Consider the following 17,109-nt stretch of genomic DNA (forward strand, 5'->3'; position numbering starts at 1 on the left):
GAGCGCAGGCAATTTCACATCGCTTTAATGCGCGTCTATATACCGTAAACCCTCAGCCTTGTCTTGCCAGCAGGATGCGCTAACATGGCGCTCCTCATTCTTTCGTTGCCAGCCACCATGCACTGTCCCTTCTGCGGTGCCAATGACACCAAAGTCATCGACTCCCGCCTCGTCGCCGAAGGCGAGCAAGTACGCCGCCGACGCGAATGTCTGGCCTGCGGCGAGCGCTTCACGACGTTCGAAACTGCCGAGCTGGTTTTGCCGCGTCTGATCAAACAGGATGGCAGTCGTCAGCCTTTCGATGAAGAAAAACTGCGTGCCGGTATGCAACGTGCGCTTGAAAAGCGTCCGGTGAGTGTCGAGCGCCTTGAGGCGGCACTGGTGCACATCAAGCACAAGCTGCGAGCGACCGGCGAGCGCGAAGTCAAATCGCTGGTGGTTGGCGAACTGGTCATGGCCGAGCTGCAAAAGCTCGATGAAGTGGCCTACATCCGTTTCGCCTCGGTGTACCGCCGCTTTCAGGACCTCAACGAATTTCGTGAAGAAATCGACCGTCTGGCCCGCGAGCCGGGTAAGGAATAAGTGCATTGCTGACTGAACAGGCGGCTCTCGACGTTCATTATATGGCGCGTGCGCTGGAGCTGGCGCGTAACGGGCTCTACTCCACGCATCCCAACCCACGCGTAGGCTGCGTAATTGTGCGTGACGGCCAGATCGTCGGCGAGGGCTGGCATGTCCGGGCTGGCGAGCCGCATGCCGAAGTGCATGCCTTACGCCAGGCTGGCGAACGTGCCAGAGGCGCGACTGCCTACGTCACCCTTGAGCCGTGCAGCCATCAGGGGCGCACGCCGCCCTGTGCCGAAGCGCTGGTCAACGCCGGGCTGGCGCGGGTCGTCGCGGCCATGCAGGACCCCAACCCTGAAGTGTCCGGTCGTGGCCTGTTACGCCTGATGAATGCCGGCATCGGCGTTCAATGCGGCGTGCTGGAAAGCGAAGCGCGAGCGCTGAACAAAGGCTTTCTCAAGCGCATGGAAACCGGGCAGCCCTACATACGCGTCAAGATGGCCATGAGCCTGGATGGCCGAACCGCTATGGCCAGCGGCGAAAGCCAGTGGATCACCGGGCCTGAGGCACGTTCCGCCGTTCAGCGTTTGCGCGCGCAGTCGAGCGTAGTGCTGACCGGTGCCGATACGGTGCTGGCCGACAAGGCCCGCCTCACCGTGCGCCCCGATGAGTTGGGGCTCAATGCAGAATTGACTGCGCTGGCCGCTGCGCGTCCGCCCCTGCGGGTATTGATTGACGGTCGTCTGCGCGTGCCGCTGGACGCACCGTTCTTTCAGGCGGGCAGTGCGCTGGTCGTGACCTGTGCTGCGGCGTCTGCGCGAGGTCGCTATCAGGAAGAAGGCCACGAAATGCTGGCACTGGCTGACAGTGCCGGTCACGTCGACCTGCGCAAGTTGATGGGCGAACTGGCTACGCGTGGCGTCAATGAAGTGCTGGTCGAAGCCGGTCCGCGGCTGGCGGGTGCCTTTGCGCGTCTCGGGCTGGTCGACGAGTTTCAGATATTCATTGCCGGCAAGTTTCTCGGCTCATCGGCCCGGCCTCTGCTCGACCTGCCGCTGGCGCAGATGAGCGAAGCGCTGGAGCTGAACATCGTGGAAATGCGTGCCGTCGGTAATGACTGGCGAGTCATCGCTCTCCCTGTGCGCGCACCCGGCGTATAATTCCCGGCTTTCGCCTTGCGCGCAGCCCTTGTTCTCCCGGAGGACCCATGTTTACCGGCATTATCGAATCCATCGGCAGCATCCGCGCCCTGACTCCAAAGGGCGGCGACGTCCGCGTTCACGTGGAAACCGGCAAGCTCGACCTGAGCGACGTCAAGCTCGGCGACAGCATTGCCGTCAATGGCGTATGCCTGACCGCCGTCGAATTGCCCGGCGACGGCTTCTGGGCTGACGTCAGCCGTGAAACCCTGACCGTGACTGCCTTCGTCGATTTGAAGAGCGGCAGCCGGGTCAACCTGGAAAAGGCCCTGACCCCGACCACGCGTCTGGGCGGTCATCTGGTCAGCGGCCATGTCGACGGCGTGGGCGAAATTGTTTCCCGTGCCGATAACGCCCGCGCCATTCAGTTTACGGTGCGTGCCCCGCGTGAGCTGGCCAAATACATCGCCCATAAAGGTTCGATCACGGTCGACGGCACCAGCCTGACGGTCAACTCGGTCAATGGCGCCGAGTTCGAACTGACCATCGTGCCGCACACCCTCAGCGAAACCATCATGGCCGACTACCAGCCTGGCCGTAAGGTCAACCTGGAAGTAGACCTGCTGGCACGTTACCTGGAGCGCCTGCTGCTGGGCGACAAGGCCGCCGAGCCTGGCCACGGCACGATCACCGAAAGCTTTCTGGCCGAGAACGGCTACCTCAAATCCTGAATCAAGGGGGTGCCGCGTGGCGCTCAATACTATCGAAGAACTGGTTGAAGACATTCGCCAGGGCAAGATGGTCATCCTCATGGATGACGAAGACCGTGAGAACGAAGGCGACCTGATCATGGCCGCCGAATGCGTGCAGCCCGAGCACATCAACTTCATGGCGCGTTTCGCCCGTGGCCTGATCTGCATGCCGATGACCCGCGAGCGCTGTGAAACCCTCAAACTGCCGCTGATGGCACCGCGTAACGGCTCCGGCTTCGGCACCAAGTTCACCGTTTCCATTGAAGCCGCGGAAGGCGTGACCACCGGTATCTCCGCAGCCGACAGGGCGCGCACCGTTCAGGCCGCCGCCGCCAAAGAAGCCAAAGCCGAAGACATCGTCAGCCCTGGGCACATCTTCCCGCTGATGGCTCAGGCCGGTGGCACTCTGGCTCGCGCCGGTCATACCGAAGCGGCCTGCGACCTGGCGCGCATGGCCGGCTTCGAGCCGACTGGGCTGATCTGCGAAGTCATGAATGACGACGGCACCATGTCGCGTCGCGCCGAACTTGAAGAGTTTGCCCGGCAACACGACATCAAGATCGGCACCATTGCCGACCTGATTCACTACCGGATGATCCATGAACGTACCGTTCAGCGGATTGCCGAGCAGCCGATGGACAGCGAGCTGGGCAGTTTCAACCTGGTGACCTACCGCGATTCGGTCGAGGGTGATGTGCATCTGGCGCTGACCCTGGGCAAGATCTGCGCAGAAGAACCAACCCTCGTGCGCGTTCATAACATGGACCCGTTGCGCGACCTGCTGATGGTCAAACAGCCCGGCCGCTGGAGCCTGCGCGCCGCTATGCGTGCGGTTAGCGAGGCGGGCAGCGGTGTTGTGCTGTTGCTTGGTCACCCCTTGGATGGCGATGTATTGCTGGCACATATCCGCGAAACGGCAGGGCAGCAACCGATCAAGACGCCGACCACTTACAGCACGGTGGGTGCCGGTTCGCAGATCCTTCGTGACCTTGGCGTGCGCAAAATGCGCCTGATGAGTTCACCGATGAAGTTCAATGCGATATCCGGTTTCGATCTGGAAGTTGTAGAATACGTGCCCTCCGAATAAATACCGGCAGGTCGGGGCGTGCGAAAGACGGTTTTTTCGCAGCTTTTGGCCTGACAGTTGCGATTCGTGGCCTAATATCCCTCAAAGTCCGCCCCAAGGCGGGCTTGCTCTTTAATACGAGACTCACCGAATGACCTTGAAGACCATCGAAGGTACCTTCATCGCCCCACAAGGCCGCTATGCCTTGGTAGTGGGCCGTTTCAACAGCTTCGTCGTGGAAAGCCTGGTTAGCGGTGCCGTTGATGCGCTGGTACGCCACGGTGTCAGCGAAAGCGACATCACCATCATCCGTGCGCCGGGTGCGTTCGAAATTCCACTGGTTGTACAGAAAGTTGCCCAGCGCAGCGAATTCGCGGCCATCGTCGCGCTGGGCGCGGTGATCCGTGGCGGCACTCCGCACTTCGAATACGTTGCAGGCGAGTGTGTCAAAGGCTTGTCTCAGGTTTCCATGGAGTTCGGCGTTCCGGTCGCTTTCGGCGTACTGACCGTCGACTCCATCGAGCAGGCCATCGAGCGTTCCGGCACCAAGGCCGGTAACAAGGGCGCTGAAGCTGCCCTGTCCGCCATTGAAATGGTAAGCCTGCTGTCGCAGCTGGAGGCCAAGTGATTTCCGACGATACCGACCAGTTCAACCCGCGCGACGCCAAATCGCCGGAAGCTGCCAAGGGCAAAAGTGCCAAACGTCGCGAAGCGCGGCAGATGGCTACTCAGGCCCTTTATCAGTGGCACATGGCTGGCCATGCGTTGAACGAGATCGAAGCACAGTTTCGTGTAGACAACGATTTCAGCAATGTCGACGGCGCCTACTTCCGTGAACTGCTACACGGTGTGGCCACCAACAAGACCGAGATCGACACCGCGCTCTCGCCTTGCCTCGACCTGACCATCGAAGAACTCGACCCGGTTGAACTGGCCGTCCTGCGCCTGTCGACCTTCGAGCTGCTCAAGCGCATCGACGTGCCTTACCGCGTTGTGATCAACGAAGGCATCGAGCTGGCCAAAGTCTACGGTTCTACTGACGGCCACAAGTTCGTCAATGGTGTGCTGGACAAGCTGGCACCGCGCCTGCGTGAAGTCGAAGTGAAGGCCCACAAGCGCTGATTCGCGCCTGACCTTTATGGGAGAGTTCGAGCTGATCCGCAATTACTTCGCCGCCGCGCGCTGTGCGCAGGCAGGCGGGGAAGTTGCTCTGGGGATCGGCGACGACTGCGCGCTGCTGGCGTTACCGCCCGGCGAGCAGTTGGCGATCTCGACCGATACCCTGGTTGCCGGGGTACATTTTCCTGACGTCTGTGACCCCTTTCTGCTCGGCCAGCGTGCGCTGGCGGTGTCTGCCAGTGACCTGGCGGCGATGGGCGCCCGTCCTGTCGCGTTTACCCTTGCCTTGACCCTCCCGCAGGTCGATGCCAACTGGCTGCAGGCATTTGCTCGCGGGCTCAATCACATGGCGCAGGGCTGTTCGCTGCGTTTGATCGGTGGCGATACCACACGCGGGCCCTTGAGCCTTACGCTGACGGTGTTCGGCGCTGTTCCAACCGGCTCGGCCCTGACGCGCAGCGGCGCTTGCGCGGGCGACTTGCTCTGCGTTGGCGGCGCGCTGGGTGATGGTGCAGGTGCGTTGCCGCTGGTCTTGAAGCAACGCAGTACCGAGGCTTCGATTGCCGAGGCGTTGCTGGCCCGCTACTGGTCGCCGCAACCGCAACTGGCGCTGGGGCAGGCATTGCGGGGCAGGGCGACGTCGGCGCTGGACATCTCCGATGGGCTGCTGGCTGATTGCGGACACATCGCCCGTGCATCAGGTGTCCGGCTGGTCGTCGAGCGTGACAGGCTGCCGATGTCTGATCAGTTGCTGACGTTGCTCGATCTGCCGTCTGCCCGGCAGGCTGCGCTCAGCGGTGGCGATGATTACATTCTGGCTTTTACGCTGCCGTCCGGGCACCTTGCCCGTTTGCTGGATGAACGCTGGCCGGTGCATGTGATTGGCCGGGTAGAGAAGGGCCAGGGTGTCGTTGTTGTCGACGGCGCAGGGCTGGACGTCACGCCCGATACGCGTGGCTACCAGCATTTCGACAGCGCGCAGTGATGGGATGCACGGCGTCTATCTATCGAACTTTATGATCTAAACGCCCGAGAATTCAGCCTGAGCGTCCGCAGGAACCTGCTGTTACAATGCGAATCTTGCGAATTTCCAGTCTTCATACTGATCAGGAGCACACGGTGCCCGTCGTCTTTGTCGCCGCTTCCAAACTGCCCACCCCCTTTGCAGAATTTGCCATGCACGGCTTTATCGAGTCGGCAACCGGCCGTGAACACGTTGTCCTGAGCCTGGGCGATGTAGCGGACGGTGCGCCGGTTCTTGGTCGCGTGCACTCCGAATGCCTGACAGGCGACGCCCTGTTCAGTCAGCGTTGCGATTGCGGCTCACAACTTGAAGCCGCCCTGCGCGCCATTGCTACCGAAGGGCGCGGCGTATTGCTGTATCTGCGTCAGGAAGGGCGCGGTATCGGCCTGATGAACAAGATCCGCGCCTACGAGCTGCAGGATGGCGGTGCCGACACGGTAGAGGCCAATGAACGTCTGGGTTTTGCTGCCGACCAGCGCGATTACGCGATCTGCCTGCCGATGCTTCAGCATCTGGGCGTTCAATCGCTGCGTTTGATGACCAATAACCCGCGCAAGGTCAAAGCCTTGACCGACATGGGCATCAAGGTAGCCGAGCGCGTGCCGTTGCACACCGGGCAAAACCCGCACAACCGCCTTTACCTGGCGACCAAGGCGGGCAAGCTGGGGCACATGATGGGTAACGAGCATCAAAGCGAGGTCGGCCCCGCGTGACACGCAGCGAGGTGCGTCAAAAGCTGGAAATGGCTTGGTGGCGTCAACTGGGTCTGACATTGGCGCCATTGCTGGTGGTCTGCGTGTTTTTCGGTGCCAGCGAGCCGCTCATTCCTGTGTTGGCGATACCGCTATTCATTGCCGGGATAGGCTCGATGTTCGTCAGCCTGAAGCCCTTCGGGGCTTACAAGCGTGCGTTGACGGCTACCCAGGCCGCACTCGACACGCCGGAAGAGCCGGCAGCATGGCTCAAACTGGCTGCCGTTCGCCGGCTGGCCTTTCTCGCTGCCGGGCTGCCCGCCTGGATCGCTGCCATCGCGGTGCTGTTCGGCTTGCAACCTTTGCCGGTCTGCCTGCTGGCGTTTGCCAGCGCAGTGCTGCTCTACCTGTACCGCATTCCTGCGCTTTCCCGCTGATCGTCCCCGGCTGATTTTTCCAGGCCAAGTGGGCACGATCAGCCGGAAATTCGATCAGCCCGCCAGCAACCACACACCCGTTGCCGCAGAGGCTGCACCTGCGATGCGCACCAGCGGTGCTGCCGCCTGAGGCAATACGCGAACCACGGCATAACCTGCCGCATGCAAGGCTGCAGTCGCTGCTACGAAGCCTGCTGCGTAAGCCCATGGGCTGGACATCTCCGGAAGCTCAAGGCCATGCGCTACACCGTGGAACAAAGCGAACAGGGCTGTCGCTGCAACGGCCAGTGCCAAGGGCGGACGCACTGCCAGCGCCACAGCCAGACCCAGCGCCAGTACCGACCCTGCAATGCCGCTTTCCAGCGCTGGCAGATTCAGACCTTCAAAGCCCAGCACGCCACCGATCAGCATGGTGCCGACGAAGGTGCAGGGCAGTGCCCAGCGTGCGGAACCTTGCTGTTGTGCGGCCCACAAGCCGACGGCAAGCATCGCCAGCAAATGATCCAGACCGCCAATCGGGTGGCTGATACCCGCTATCAGGCCGTTATCGCCATGACCGGGGTGGGCCAGCGCCAGAGTCGGGATCAGCAGCAGCGCGAGGGCGCCAAGGGCTTTTTTGTAGTTCATCGACGGGTTCCTTTTGGTTGTGAATTCAGGCGGCTGCAGTCAGCAGACCCTGGCGCTCAATAAAGGCAATAATCTGCTCCAGACCCTGACCGGTTTTCTGGTTGCTGAACACGAATGGCTTTTCGCCGCGCATCCTGCGCGTGTCGCTGTCCATCATTTCCAGTGACGCGCCGACCAGCGGTGCGAGGTCTATCTTGTTGATCACCAGCAGATCGGACTTGCAGATACCCGGGCCGCCTTTGCGAGGCAGTTTGTCGCCTGCCGATACGTCGATCACGTAAATCGTCAGGTCGGAAAGCTCCGGGCTGAACGTTGCGGAAAGATTATCGCCACCTGATTCGACAATGATCAGGTCCAGGCCTTCAAAGCGGCGATTGAGCTGGTCAACCGCCTCCAGGTTGATCGACGCGTCTTCACGAATGGCGGTGTGCGGGCAGCCACCGGTTTCAACACCGATGATGCGCTCAGGGGCCAGTGCCTCGTTGCGCACCAGAAAGTCAGCGTCTTCGCGGGTATAGATATCGTTGGTCACGACCGCCAGGTTATAGCGGTCGCGCAATGCCAGGCACAGCGCCAGGGTCAGAGCTGTCTTGCCGGACCCTACCGGGCCACCGATGCCGACGCGCAGAGGTTGGCTGTTCATTGAGTTCTCCATAAATACTGATCAGGACCGGAATAACCGGCTGTATTGACGTTCATGCGCCATGCTCGCCAGGGACAGGCCGAAGGCCGCGCTGCCAGCATGGTGGGTATCTTGTCGAGTCGCATTGACCTGCGCTTGCTGCAGTAACGGCAACAGCTCGCTGGTCAGGCGTTGCGCAGCTTGCTGGCCGAGCGGCAGGGTTTTCATCAGCACGGCCAGCTGGTTTTCCAGCCAGCTCCACAGCCATGCGGCCAGCGCGTCTTGCGGGCTGATCTGCCAGGCACGTGCGGCCAGCGCCCAGCCCAGGGCCAGGTGCGGCTCTGCAGTCTGTTCAAGAAAGTGGCGTGCATCGCGATCCAGCTCAGGCAGGCCATTGAGCAATTGTTGCAAGGAATAACCCATCTGGCGGCTTTCCTGATGCAGCTCGCGCGTTTCGCGGCTGGCGCGGTGTTGCTCGCTGACTTGCAGCAGTTGGCCCCAGTCACCCGCTGACGCTGCTTCACAATGGGCCAGCAGCAAGGGTGCCTCAAAGCGAGCGAGATTGAGCAACAGCTGATCGCTGATCCAGCGCCCTGCAGTCTGCGGGTCCACTACGATGGACTGCTCCACGGCCATTTCCAGCCCTTGTGAATAGCTGTAGCCGCCAATCGGCAGCTGCGGGCTGGCCAGACGCAAAAGCGCCCAGGCGCTGTTCACTTGCGCACGCCGAACTGGTGCATGCGGGGCGGATAGTTGAAATCCTCTTCGCCTGCACGCGAGTGGTGATGCCCGCCGCCATAGGCACCATGTTCCGGCTGGAACGGCGCTTCGATGGTTTCAACGGTGGCACCAAGTTGATCAAGCATGGCCTTGAGCACGTAGTCATCGAGCAGGCGCAACCAGCCGTCGCCGACTTGCAGGGCTACGTGACGATTGCCGAGATGATAGGCTGCGCGGGTCAGTTCGAAGGTACTGCTGCAAGTAACGTGCATCAGCTTTTCCGGGCGTGCGCAGACACGTACCACGCGGCCATCTTCGGCCTGCAGAAACTCGCCATCGCGCAAGGGCGATTGACCGCGTTGCAGAAACAGGCCAACGTCTTCGTTTTCCGCACTGAAGCAGCGTAGGCGGCTCTTGCTGCGTGCCTCGAAATTCAAATGCAGCTCGGCGGCCCATTCGGCCTGAGGTTCGATTCGGTTGTGAATCACCAGCATCAGATAGCTTCCAGCCAATTGCGATGCTTCAAATCAGAGCAAGGGGCTTGCCAACAGTGCAGGCTGTAAGAAATTGCTGGCGGAGGCCGCTGATTTTAGTTGGGTATGGCCTTGTTATGGTCGTTAATGGTGCGCAACTAAAAAACTGATCTATTTTGGTGCGCTCGTTGACTTCAACTGACGCTCAATCGTGACTACCAAGCCCACGCCAGTGCCGTGCACCAATAAAGATGAAGCGCAGCTGCTGGGTAATCTTGGCCTGAGGTGTCAGGTGCGGTGCAAGCGAAGCGGGTGGAGGGTCTATCAGTTCCGGCAGCATGGCGAACACACTTTTGACCACCAGGTCGGCGATGATCGACAACGCGTCAGCGTTCAGGTGCTGCCATTTGGGCATTTTTGCCAGGTCCGCCGTCAGGTCGGCGCTGATGCCTTCGCGCAATGCGCCAAGCGCCTGACGCACCTTCAAGGAGCCGCCGTATTGTTCGCGCGCCAGAAACAGGAACTGCGACCGGTTGGCCGCCACACGTTCGAGGAATATCTTCACCGACGCACGAATCAGCCCGCCCATGGCGAATTCGTTATGGCGCACCAGCCGGATGGTTTCGCGGAAGGTCTGGCCGACCTCACTCACCAGCGCAAGGCCCAACTGGTCCATGTCTTCGAAGTGACGGTAAAACCCGGTCGGCACGATGCCCGCCGTGCGCGCCACTTCCCGCAGGCTCAGGCTGCCGAAGCCGCGCCCGCTTTCCATCAACTGATGGGCAGCATCAAGCAAGGCTCTTCGGGTCTGTTGTTTCTGTTCGGCGCGGGGCAGCATGGCTCAAACGATTCTTGGATTAGGCTGGGTTGCACTTTAGCAAATGCGCTTTAGCTGCGTCGAAAGGGTTTTCAGTTAGTCGCTTCAACGTCCGTTGCAATACAGGTGCTGGCCTTTGGAGCGATTTCGTATTCAAATCAAACCCTCGGCGCGTTTGTCAGTCGAACATTCATGTCGTACTCAGCGCGCCAGGGTCGGAGCGCTGTTTTCTGGAGAGTCACGCATGACGCGCAGCCGCAAGATTTTCGCCTGGACAGGTGCCACGTTACTGGTGGTGCTGGCTATATTGGTCATTGTGATTGTCACTTTCGACTGGAACCGCATCAAACCCACCCTCAATGAGAAAGTCAGCGAAGCGCTGCATCGCCCGTTCGCCATTAATGGTGACCTGGACGTGCGCTGGACGCGCGAGCCCGAACTCGGTGGCTGGCGCGCCTGGGTGCCGTCGCCGCACTTCGTGGCCGATGACCTGACACTAGGTAATCCCGAGTGGTCGAAAAACCCGCAGATGGTCATTCTCAAGCACGTTGAGTTTCGTCTGTCGCTGTTGCCACTGCTGGCTCAGCAAGTGGTTATCCCGCGCATCGACCTGACCGGCCCCGAGGCCAGGCTGGAGCGCCTGGCCGATGGTCGCGCCAACTGGGTCTTCGATCTGCCCAAGTCCGACCCGAATGCCGAGCCCTCCAAATGGGTGATGGACATCGGCGCGATCAAGTTCGACAAGGGACTGGTGAGTTTCAATGACCAGACACTGAATGCCAATCTGGATGTCGTGATCGACTTGCTCGGCAAGCCGATCCCGTTCAGTGAAATCGTCGGCAGCAAGGAAGCGCAAAAGGCTCAGGAAAAGGGCGCAGTGCCGCAGGACTACGCATTCGGTCTGGCGGTCACCGGCCAGTACCACGGTCAGAAACTGAGCGGCACCGGCAAGGTGGGCGGTCTGCTCGCGCTCAAGGACGCCAGTCAGCCGTTTCCGGTACAGGCTGACGTGAAAGTCGGTGACACCCATGCGGTGATCGCCGGGACCCTGACCGACCCACAGAACCTGGGCGCGCTGGATCTACGCCTCAAGCTTTCCGGCGCGAGCCTGAGCAATCTGTACCCTCTGACTGGCGTGACCCTGCCGGATTCTCCGGCGTACTCCACCGATGGCCGCCTGATCGCCAAACTGCATGATCCGGCCGGCGCCAGCTTCCGTTACGAAGGCTTCAACGGCAAGATCGGCAACAGCGATATCCATGGTGATCTGGGCTTCGTCGCCAGTCAGCCTCGGCCCAAGCTGAGTGGCGTGCTGGTCTCCAACCAATTGCTGTTCAGTGACCTCGCGCCGCTGATCGGTGCGGACTCCAATGCCGCGCAGAAGAAGCGCGGTGGCGAGAGCAAGCAGCCTTCGGGCAAGGTTCTGCCGGTAGAAGAGTTTCAGACTGATCGCTGGCGGGCGATGGACGCCGACGTGGAGTTCACCGGCAAGCGCATCGTGCAGAGCCCGGACCTGCCGTTCACCGACCTCTACACCCATCTGGTTCTCGACGATGGTCAGTTGAGCCTCGAGCCGCTGCGTTTTGGTGTGGCAGGCGGCAAGCTGGACGCGGATATTCGCCTGAACGGGCAAAACAAACCGATGCAGGGCCGGGCAAAACTGTCGGCGCGTAATTTCAAGCTCAAGCAGCTGTTCCCGACCTTCGAACCGATGAAAACCAGCTTCGGTGAGCTGAACGGCGATGCCGACATCAGTGGGCGCGGCAACTCGGTCGCAGCCTTGCTGGGGACTGCCAATGGCGAAATGAAGATGCTGGTGAACGACGGCGCGATCAGTCGTGGCCTGATGGAAATTGCCGGGCTCAACGTGGGCAATTACGTGGTCGGCAAGCTGTTCGGCGACAAGGACGTGAAGATCAATTGCGCGGCCTCGGACTTCGGCATCAAGGACGGGCTGGCGACCAGTCGGCTGTTTGTCTTCGATACCGAGAACGCCATTATCTACATCAACGGCACCGCGAACATGAAGACCGAGCAACTGGACCTGCAGGTCAACCCGGAGTCCAAGGGCTTCCGCGTGTTCTCGCTGCGCTCGCCACTGTACGTCAACGGCCCGTTCGCCAAGCCCAACGCAGGCGTGCAGTCCGGCCCGTTATTGCTGCGCGGAGCCGGCATGGTCCTGCTCGGTGCAACCGTAGGTCCTGTTGCCGGCTTGCTGGCGCTGGTCGCCACTGGTGACAGCGAGCCCAATCAGTGTGGCCCGCTGCTGGAGCAGATGCGCACCGGCAAGGCGCCGAAGACGGTGAAGTGATTGCACGCTCAAGGATCAGCGGTGCGATGCAGATCTGTGACGCAGAGCATCACGCAATGCATTCCGACGCTGGAACGAGCGGAACGATAATCTCTAATATCGTGCGACGCTCCGCGTCCGGTCTTGATGCACGGTGCTATGCAGGTTTGTGACGCAGAGCGTCACGATCGGCATGCAAGGGAGCACAGGGAACGATAGTCGTGCGTCGATCACGCATTCCAGTTGCCCACAAAAAAAGCCAGGACACAGGTCCTGGCTTTTCACTTGTCGCCGCTTACAGGCCTTCGAGGATGTCCGACATGTCGTCTGCGTGCTCTTCTTCCTGAGCAAGAATCTCTTCAAAAATGCGGCGGGTGGTCGGATCGCTGTCACCGATGTACTGAATGATCTCGCGATAGCTGTCGACCGCGATGCGCTCGGCAACCAAGTCTTCGTAGACCATTTCTTTCAGCGTATTGCCCGCAACGTATTGTGCGTGGGAGTTCTTCGACAGCAGGTCCGGGTTGAATTCCGGCTCGCCGCCCAGTTGCACGATACGCTCGGCCAGCTTGTCGGCGTGCTGTGCTTCCTGTTCAGCGTGCTCCAGAAACTCGGCTGCCGCCACGCTCGCCTTGATGCCGGACGCCATGTAGTAGTGGCGCTTGTAGCGCAGCACACAGACCAGCTCGGTAGCCAGCGATTCATTGAGCAGGCGCAGGACCGTTTCGCGGTCAGCGCTGTAGCCTTGAGTCACAGCACCATCCTCAACGTTCTGGCGTGCGCGTTGGCGCAGAGTATTTACATCGGAAAGCTGTGATTGCGGTGCAGAATTCATCATTTATCTCCAGGACTCATCAGGTTTTGCTGTCTCGCTCTGTGTATTGCCCGGCAGGATCAGCAAGGGTTGTGAGTGCTGGGGGAGGGAAAAAGTTTTATCGGATTTTCGCCAGTGCGGGCGGTTGTGACTGAATGTAAAAATATAAGAAACGAGTGCTGAGCCTCGCGGTCCCAACCTTGAGACCCAAATAAATCGTGGAGATACACAATGCTCAAGTTCCTGGGAAGCACCGTTGGCATCATCTTTCTGATCGGCCTGGTCGTGGTTATCGCCCTGTTCAAGCTGGTTTTCTAAAAGAAGCATTCAACAGAAAGCCCGAGGCATTCATGCCTCGGGCTTTTTGTTTGTGCCTGCGTTTTGATTACATCGCTTTTTCGTTCTTCTCGCGTTGTTCGCAAGTCATGAAACCTTTATTGGTCACACGGCCGTCGCTGTTGAAGCTGACGTGGTAAACCTGTTTGTGGCCGTCCTTGTTCATGACGTAGTTGTTGCAAGTGCCCGGGTTGACCTTGCGCTCGATGGTGCTCGACGGTTCACCGCCGATGGTCAGGACCTGCTGGCGCGTCATGCCGTTCTCGACCTGCTTGACCAGCGGCTCGTTGCGATAAGTGACGTAGTCCACCGGGTTCTGCACGGTTGTGTTGCTGCAGCCAGCCATCGTCGCCAATACAAAGGTCGCCGCGAAGAGTTTTTTGTACATCGTTGTTGCTCCACATGTCAGAGCCGGTTTTGGCCCGGTATGCCTTGGAGCCGGGAGGGGTCCAAGAGTTCGAAAAAAAGATGGCGATGAGGCAGTACCTTGCATCCACCCTGATGCCGCTGCTGAATGCCCGAACGCCATGACGCTCGGGCATGAAAAGCGCTTTGAATATTCCTCGCACGTTCCCGAAAGGCTGAGGTCAATCTGATGGCATGGTTGAGCGTTTTGCTCAGCCTTGGGCTCGGTCATCGGTTGTCGGACCGTAGTTCGTTAATCAGCCTCCTCTGTGACGGCCAGGAAGATGCGATGAGCGATAAAGAACTGTATGAGATCGAGTACACCCTGCTCGGCGAGCACCACGTAGACATTATCGAGAATCTGGACGTGCCTATCATTGAAGTGGTGCACGAACTGGCGCTCAAGCATCACGTAGAACTGGACGAGCTTCCATTGGGTGAAGCCGGCCTGCCTCTTGCCGCCGGCATCACCGACGTGTCGATTCACAGCCTGGAAGGCAGCGAAGGCAGCGCGACTGTCTAATTCGCACCTGACCGCAGCGGGGTCGTCCAGCGTTCTGCAAGGATGACGCCGCAAAGGGTCAGCGCTCCGCCGAACAGGTGATAGAGCGCCAGCTGTTCGCCCAGCGTCGCCGCGGCAATCAATGCCGTGGCGATCGGCATCAGGTTGAAGAACAGCGTTGTGCGGCTGGGGCCCAGACGCATGATCGAGGTCATCCACAGCCAGGGCGCGAGCATCGACGTTGGAATGGCTGCATACAGCACCATCGGAATGTTGCTGGCATTCAAGCCGGTTTTTGCCGACAGGATAAAGGGCGGCAGCAACACGATAAGCGCCAGTAGAATCTGCACGTAAAGCAATTGCAGGGGCGGCAGGCACAACTGCCACTTCTTCAATAGCGTGCTGTAGACCGCATACGACGCCGCGGCCACCAGCACCATCGCATCGCCCCGATTGACGCCATGCTCGATCAGCTCCGCGGGATTGCCCGCCGACACCACGACTACCACTCCCACAAACGACAGCACAGCGCCCAGCAGCGCGCCACAGGTCAGGCGATTACCGAGGCAGGCTATCGACAGCCCCAGCGCCATCATGGGCACCAGCGACTGAATGATCCCCATGTTGGTGGCAGTCGTCAGGCTTGCTGCGAAGTACGCCAGGCTTTGATACATCGCTGTACCGAGCACGGCAAGAATGAAAATTTTGCCCAGCACCGGTTTGATCGTGGCGCGATTTGCCCAGACAGGCCTGAGCATGAAGGGCGTGAACAGCAAGCCGGCCAGCGCCCAGCGATAAAAGCCTATTTCAGCCGGAAAGATCACTCCGGCAGACGCCTTGGTGACGGCCGTGTTGATCGCCCAGATAAGGACGGTAATCAGTGGAAAAGCGTATTGCATGAGGGAGTCATCGTTAAAGCGAGGCGTAATTATCCGCCTGTTGTTCGAGAATGCCAGCAGCGATACGGTTTGCCCCGTCATGGGTCGCAACATCTGACTACACTTAACCTCAGCCTGCGCCGTCCGGTGCAGTGGTTCTGGAGAGTGGATCGATGAAGAAGCTCGGTATTCCTTTATTGCTCGTTGGCTTGATGCTGTCTGCTCAGGGGTTCGCGGCGACTGCGCAGCAGAACAAAATGACCACCTGTAATGCCGACGCCAGCGCCAAATCGCTGAAGGGCGACGAGCGCAAGGCATTCATGAGCACTTGCCTGAAAGCCGCACCAGCGCCGGCAGCGACCCAGCAGGACAAGATGAAGACCTGCAATGCGACTGCCAGCACTCAGGCACTCAAGGGCGATGCTCGCAAGAGTTTCATGAGTGATTGTCTCAAGAAGAAATAATTTTCCGGTCAGAGCCATCGCTACAGACTAGGCGCGCGGGTGCAGTAAACACTGCACTTTGGCGCCGTTATCGAGCCGATCATCGGGCAGATGATTGCTCCGCACTTTTTCCGGCTTTCGGATCACTGGTTCTCGACTGAGAAGGCTGGCAGACTGCCCACCTTCCTTGTGTTGCCCGTTGAGGGTCTATGCCAACGTTTTCTGCGCGTCAGGTGTTAATAGCCAGCTGGATTCTTGTATTTGGCGGTCTGTTATTGGTGTTGCCATTCAAGTTGCTGCCCAGCCTGCTGGCCGGACTGTTGGTGTTCGAACTGGTCAACATGCTGACCCCCAAGTTGCAGCGCCTGATTTCCGGCGAACGCGCCCGCTGGCTGGCGGTAGCGCTACTGGGTACTGTGGTGGTCAGCCTGCTGACACTGATTTTTGCCGGTGTGATCAGCTTTGTGCTGCACGAAGCCGAAAACCCCGGGGCCTCGCTGGACAAGTTCATGACCCTGGTGGATCGCGCGCGGGGTCAGCTACCGCCGTTCATTGATGCCTATCTGCCTGCCAGTGCGGCGGAGTTTCAGGTTTCCCTTGGGCAGTGGCTGCAGAAACATGTCGGCGAGTTGCAGTTGATCGGCAAGGGCGCGGCACACATGTTCGTCACCATGCTGATCGGCATGGTGCTGGGCGCGATCATCGCCTTGCAGCGTATTTCCGATGTCCATGCGCGCAAGCCGCTGGCGTCCGCACTGTTCGATCGTCTGTATCTGGTCAGCCGGGCATTTCGCAATATCGTTTTTGCCCAGATCAAGATTTCCCTGCTCAACACGGCGTTTACTTCGGTATTCCTGGCCATCGTCCTGCCGTTGTGCGGGATTCACCTGCCGCTGACCAAGACCCTGATCATCATGACCTTCCTGCTCGGCCTGCTGCCGGTGGTGGGCAACCTGATGTCGAACACGCTGATTTTCATTGTCGGCATGTCGATCTCGATCTGGGTAGCGCTGGCTGCGCTGGGTTACCTGATCGTGATTCACAAGGTCGAGTATTTCCTCAATGCACGCATCGTCGGCGGGCAGATCAATGCCAAGTCGTGGGAGTTGCTGCTGGCGATGCTGTTGTTCGAAGCCGCATTCGGCCTGCCGGGGGTGGTGGCAGGACCGATTTACTATGCGTATTTGAAGAGCGAACTGCAGAAGGAAGGGTTGGTCTAGGGCGCTTGCTTAGATAGGCGTCTGAAAGAACGCCTATCGTGCCAGTTCACCGCGTTGGCATGCAGTTCTGGACGCTCTACGTCTGCGGTGCTGCAGAGCATCCACATGGCTCGAAACACTCCCACAAGATCAGCGATCTTTGACGCGGAGCATCACGAAGGGCATTCCC

General features: G+C 59.8%; 22 protein-coding genes. 13 read left to right on the forward strand and 9 right to left on the reverse strand.

Features of this window, described 5'->3' with window-relative positions:
- Nucleotides 1-117: 117 nt before the first annotated feature.
- From nrdR to RGM3321_RS14145, 9 genes are all read left to right on the forward strand, one after another.
- On the forward strand, nucleotides 118-582 hold the full coding sequence (gene nrdR, locus RGM3321_RS14105) for a transcriptional regulator NrdR (protein WP_002555431.1): 465 nt from the start codon (nucleotides 118-120) through the stop codon (nucleotides 580-582).
- Between the two features lie 41 nt (nucleotides 583-623).
- Nucleotides 624-1,724: a bifunctional diaminohydroxyphosphoribosylaminopyrimidine deaminase/5-amino-6-(5-phosphoribosylamino)uracil reductase RibD gene (gene ribD / locus RGM3321_RS14110; protein ID WP_244393676.1), complete on the forward strand. Its 1,101-nt coding sequence runs from the start codon at nucleotides 624-626 to the stop codon at nucleotides 1,722-1,724.
- Between the two features lie 47 nt (nucleotides 1,725-1,771).
- Complete coding sequence (locus RGM3321_RS14115) at nucleotides 1,772-2,434, forward strand: riboflavin synthase (RefSeq protein ID WP_002555429.1); 663 nt, start codon at nucleotides 1,772-1,774, stop codon at nucleotides 2,432-2,434.
- 16 nt (nucleotides 2,435-2,450) lie between these two features.
- Nucleotides 2,451-3,542, forward strand: coding sequence for a bifunctional 3,4-dihydroxy-2-butanone-4-phosphate synthase/GTP cyclohydrolase II (gene ribBA / locus RGM3321_RS14120; RefSeq protein ID WP_005745957.1), 1,092 nt, complete (start codon nucleotides 2,451-2,453; stop codon nucleotides 3,540-3,542).
- Between the two features lie 130 nt (nucleotides 3,543-3,672).
- Entirely contained in the window at nucleotides 3,673-4,149 is a 477-nt protein-coding gene (ribE, locus tag RGM3321_RS14125; RefSeq protein ID WP_002555427.1) for a 6,7-dimethyl-8-ribityllumazine synthase, read from the forward strand.
- Nucleotides 4,146-4,643 (forward strand): transcription antitermination factor NusB, encoded by a 498-nt coding sequence (nusB, locus tag RGM3321_RS14130; protein ID WP_002555426.1) that lies wholly within the window; start codon nucleotides 4,146-4,148, stop codon nucleotides 4,641-4,643. The genes ribE and nusB overlap by 4 nt, the downstream gene beginning before the upstream one ends.
- Before the next feature lie 16 nt (nucleotides 4,644-4,659).
- Entirely contained in the window at nucleotides 4,660-5,625 is a 966-nt protein-coding gene (gene thiL, locus RGM3321_RS14135) for a thiamine-phosphate kinase (protein ID WP_244393571.1), read from the forward strand.
- A 134-nt stretch (nucleotides 5,626-5,759) separates the two neighbouring features.
- Nucleotides 5,760-6,377, forward strand: coding sequence for a GTP cyclohydrolase II (ribA, locus tag RGM3321_RS14140; RefSeq protein WP_024675310.1), 618 nt, complete (start codon nucleotides 5,760-5,762; stop codon nucleotides 6,375-6,377).
- Nucleotides 6,374-6,793: an MFS transporter gene (locus RGM3321_RS14145; RefSeq protein ID WP_244393572.1), complete on the forward strand. Its 420-nt coding sequence runs from the start codon at nucleotides 6,374-6,376 to the stop codon at nucleotides 6,791-6,793. The genes ribA and RGM3321_RS14145 overlap by 4 nt, the downstream gene beginning before the upstream one ends.
- Nucleotides 6,794-6,847: 54 nt before the next feature.
- Here the strand turns inward: RGM3321_RS14145 and RGM3321_RS14150 are convergent, their stop codons facing one another.
- The 5 genes from RGM3321_RS14150 to RGM3321_RS14170 form a co-directional block, all read right to left on the reverse strand.
- A complete protein-coding gene (locus RGM3321_RS14150; protein WP_244393573.1) occupies nucleotides 6,848-7,420 on the reverse strand; it encodes a HupE/UreJ family protein in 573 nt (190 codons plus the stop codon).
- Between the two features lie 25 nt (nucleotides 7,421-7,445).
- Nucleotides 7,446-8,063, reverse strand: coding sequence for an urease accessory protein UreG (gene ureG, locus RGM3321_RS14155; protein WP_003368915.1), 618 nt, complete (start codon nucleotides 8,061-8,063; stop codon nucleotides 7,446-7,448).
- 21 nt (nucleotides 8,064-8,084) lie between these two features.
- Nucleotides 8,085-8,759, reverse strand: a complete 675-nt coding sequence (locus RGM3321_RS14160; RefSeq protein ID WP_002555420.1) for an urease accessory protein UreF — start codon at nucleotides 8,757-8,759, stop codon at nucleotides 8,085-8,087.
- Entirely contained in the window at nucleotides 8,756-9,256 is a 501-nt protein-coding gene (ureE, locus tag RGM3321_RS14165) for an urease accessory protein UreE (RefSeq protein WP_002555419.1), read from the reverse strand. The genes RGM3321_RS14160 and ureE overlap by 4 nt, the downstream gene beginning before the upstream one ends.
- 184 nt (nucleotides 9,257-9,440) lie before the next feature.
- The gene (locus RGM3321_RS14170; protein WP_002555418.1) at nucleotides 9,441-10,073 is read right to left on the reverse strand and encodes a TetR family transcriptional regulator; all 633 of its coding nucleotides are present in this window, start codon (nucleotides 10,071-10,073) and stop codon (nucleotides 9,441-9,443) included.
- 223 nt (nucleotides 10,074-10,296) lie between these two features.
- Here RGM3321_RS14170 and RGM3321_RS14175 point away from each other — a divergent pair, with 223 nt between their 5' ends.
- Entirely contained in the window at nucleotides 10,297-12,363 is a 2,067-nt protein-coding gene (locus RGM3321_RS14175) for an AsmA family protein (protein ID WP_244393574.1), read from the forward strand.
- A 274-nt stretch (nucleotides 12,364-12,637) separates the two neighbouring features.
- On the opposite strand, the gene RGM3321_RS14180 is transcribed toward RGM3321_RS14175, so the two are convergent.
- The 3 genes from RGM3321_RS14180 to osmE are packed head-to-tail and all read right to left on the reverse strand — an operon-like array spanning nucleotide 12,638 to nucleotide 13,880.
- The gene (locus tag RGM3321_RS14180) at nucleotides 12,638-13,177 is read right to left on the reverse strand and encodes a ferritin-like domain-containing protein (RefSeq protein WP_244393677.1); all 540 of its coding nucleotides are present in this window, start codon (nucleotides 13,175-13,177) and stop codon (nucleotides 12,638-12,640) included.
- A gap of 3 nt (nucleotides 13,178-13,180) precedes the next feature.
- Nucleotides 13,181-13,483 (reverse strand): hypothetical protein, encoded by a 303-nt coding sequence (locus tag RGM3321_RS14185; RefSeq protein WP_244393575.1) that lies wholly within the window; start codon nucleotides 13,481-13,483, stop codon nucleotides 13,181-13,183.
- A 58-nt stretch (nucleotides 13,484-13,541) separates the two neighbouring features.
- Nucleotides 13,542-13,880 (reverse strand): osmotically-inducible lipoprotein OsmE, encoded by a 339-nt coding sequence (gene osmE, locus RGM3321_RS14190; protein WP_003431761.1) that lies wholly within the window; start codon nucleotides 13,878-13,880, stop codon nucleotides 13,542-13,544.
- A gap of 306 nt (nucleotides 13,881-14,186) precedes the next feature.
- Between osmE and RGM3321_RS14195 the strand changes: the two genes are divergently transcribed.
- Nucleotides 14,187-14,420: a hypothetical protein gene (locus tag RGM3321_RS14195; RefSeq protein WP_244393576.1), complete on the forward strand. Its 234-nt coding sequence runs from the start codon at nucleotides 14,187-14,189 to the stop codon at nucleotides 14,418-14,420.
- Here the strand turns inward: RGM3321_RS14195 and RGM3321_RS14200 are convergent.
- The gene (locus tag RGM3321_RS14200) at nucleotides 14,417-15,298 is read right to left on the reverse strand and encodes a DMT family transporter (protein ID WP_244393577.1); all 882 of its coding nucleotides are present in this window, start codon (nucleotides 15,296-15,298) and stop codon (nucleotides 14,417-14,419) included. The two genes, RGM3321_RS14195 and RGM3321_RS14200, sit on opposite strands and share 4 nt — an antisense overlap.
- Before the next feature lie 152 nt (nucleotides 15,299-15,450).
- On the opposite strand from RGM3321_RS14200, the gene RGM3321_RS14205 reads away from it, so the two are divergent.
- A complete protein-coding gene (locus tag RGM3321_RS14205) occupies nucleotides 15,451-15,741 on the forward strand; it encodes a PsiF family protein (protein WP_057421367.1) in 291 nt (96 codons plus the stop codon).
- A 188-nt stretch (nucleotides 15,742-15,929) separates the two neighbouring features.
- Nucleotides 15,930-16,940: an AI-2E family transporter gene (locus RGM3321_RS14210; RefSeq protein WP_244393578.1), complete on the forward strand. Its 1,011-nt coding sequence runs from the start codon at nucleotides 15,930-15,932 to the stop codon at nucleotides 16,938-16,940.
- Nucleotides 16,941-17,109: the final 169 nt, after the last annotated feature.

It is taken from the genome of Pseudomonas sp. RGM 3321 (assembly GCF_022836805.1).
Taxonomy (GTDB): domain Bacteria; phylum Pseudomonadota; class Gammaproteobacteria; order Pseudomonadales; family Pseudomonadaceae; genus Aquipseudomonas.